Below are 1649 nucleotides of genomic sequence, written 5' to 3'. Positions count from 1 at the left end.
AAAGCGTTGGTTAAGTCCTCGATCTATTAGTATCAGTCAGCTCCACATGTCGCCACGCTTCCACCTCTGACCTATCAACCTGATCATCTTTCAGGGATCTTACTAGCTTGCGCCATGGGAAATCTCATCTTGAGGGGGGCTTCATGCTTAGATGCTTTCAGCACTTATCCCGTCCGCACGTAGCTACCCAGCTATGCCTTTGGCAAGACAACTGGTACACCAGCGGTGCGTCCATCCCGGTCCTCTCGTACTAAGGACAGCTCCTCTCAAATTTCCTGCGCCCGCGACGGATAGGGACCGAACTGTCTCACGACGTTCTGAACCCAGCTCGCGTACCGCTTTAATGGGCGAACAGCCCAACCCTTGGGACCGACTACAGCCCCAGGATGCGATGAGCCGACATCGAGGTGCCAAACCTCCCCGTCGATGTGGACTCTTGGGGGAGATAAGCCTGTTATCCCCGGGGTAGCTTTTATCCGTTGAGCGATGGCCCTTCCATGCGGAACCACCGGATCACTAAGCCCGACTTTCGTCCCTGCTCGACTTGTAGGTCTCGCAGTCAAGCTCCCTTGTGCCTTTACACTCTACGAATGATTTCCAACCATTCTGAGGGAACCTTTGGGCGCCTCCGTTACTCTTTAGGAGGCGACCGCCCCAGTCAAACTGCCCACCTGACACTGTCTCCCACCCCGATAAGGGGCGCGGGTTAGAATTTCAATACAGCCAGGGTAGTATCCCACCAACGCCTCCACCGAAGCTAGCGCTCCGGCTTCTCAGGCTCCTACCTATCCTGTACAAGCTGTACCAAAATTCAATATCAGGCTGCAGTAAAGCTCCACGGGGTCTTTCCGTCCTGTCGCGGGTAACCTGCATCTTCACAGGTACTATAATTTCACCGAGTCTCTCGTTGAGACAGTGCCCAGATCGTTACACCTTTCGTGCGGGTCGGAACTTACCCGACAAGGAATTTCGCTACCTTAGGACCGTTATAGTTACGGCCGCCGTTTACTGGGGCTTCGGTTCAAAGCTTCGCTTGCGCTAACCTCTCCCCTTAACCTTCCAGCACCGGGCAGGTGTCAGCCCCTATACTTCGCCTTGCGGCTTCGCAGAGACCTGTGTTTTTGCTAAACAGTCGCCTGGGCCTATTCACTGCGGCTTTTCCGGGCTATTCACCCTAAAAAGCACCCCTTCTCCCGAAGTTACGGGGTCATTTTGCCGAGTTCCTTAACGAGAGTTCTCTCGCACACCTTAGGATTCTCTCCTCGCCTACCTGTGTCGGTTTGCGGTACGGGCACCTTACATCTCACTAGAGGCTTTTCTTGGCAGCGTGGAATCAGGAACTTCGGTACTATATTTCCCTCGCCATCACAGCTCCGCCTTAATGGAAACGGGATTTGCCTCGTTTCCGGCCTAACTGCTTGGACGCGCATATCCAACAGCGCGCTTACCCTATCCTTCTGCGTCCCCCCATCGTTCAAACGATGTATAGGTGGTACAGGAATATCAACCTGTTGTCCATCGCCTACGCCTTTCGGCCTCGGCTTAGGTCCCGACTAACCCTGAGCGGACGAGCCTTCCTCAGGAAACCTTAGGCATTCGGTGGAAGGGATTCTCACCCTTCTTTCGCTACTCATACCGGCATTCTCACT

The 1649-nt window shown here is 54.3% G+C and carries 1 rRNA gene (cut by a window edge); it reads right to left on the bottom strand.

Annotated elements, in window-relative coordinates:
• Positions 1–6: 6 nt before the first annotated feature.
• Positions 7–1649 (bottom strand): 23S ribosomal RNA (locus tag ASU00_RS23945) (it continues 1373 nt past the right edge of the window).

The organism is Peribacillus muralis, from assembly GCF_001439925.1.
Lineage (GTDB): Bacteria > Bacillota > Bacilli > Bacillales > DSM-1321 > Peribacillus > Peribacillus muralis.
Note: the sequence above shows the minus strand (reverse complement) of the source record. Positions and strands in the feature narration are given on the sequence as shown.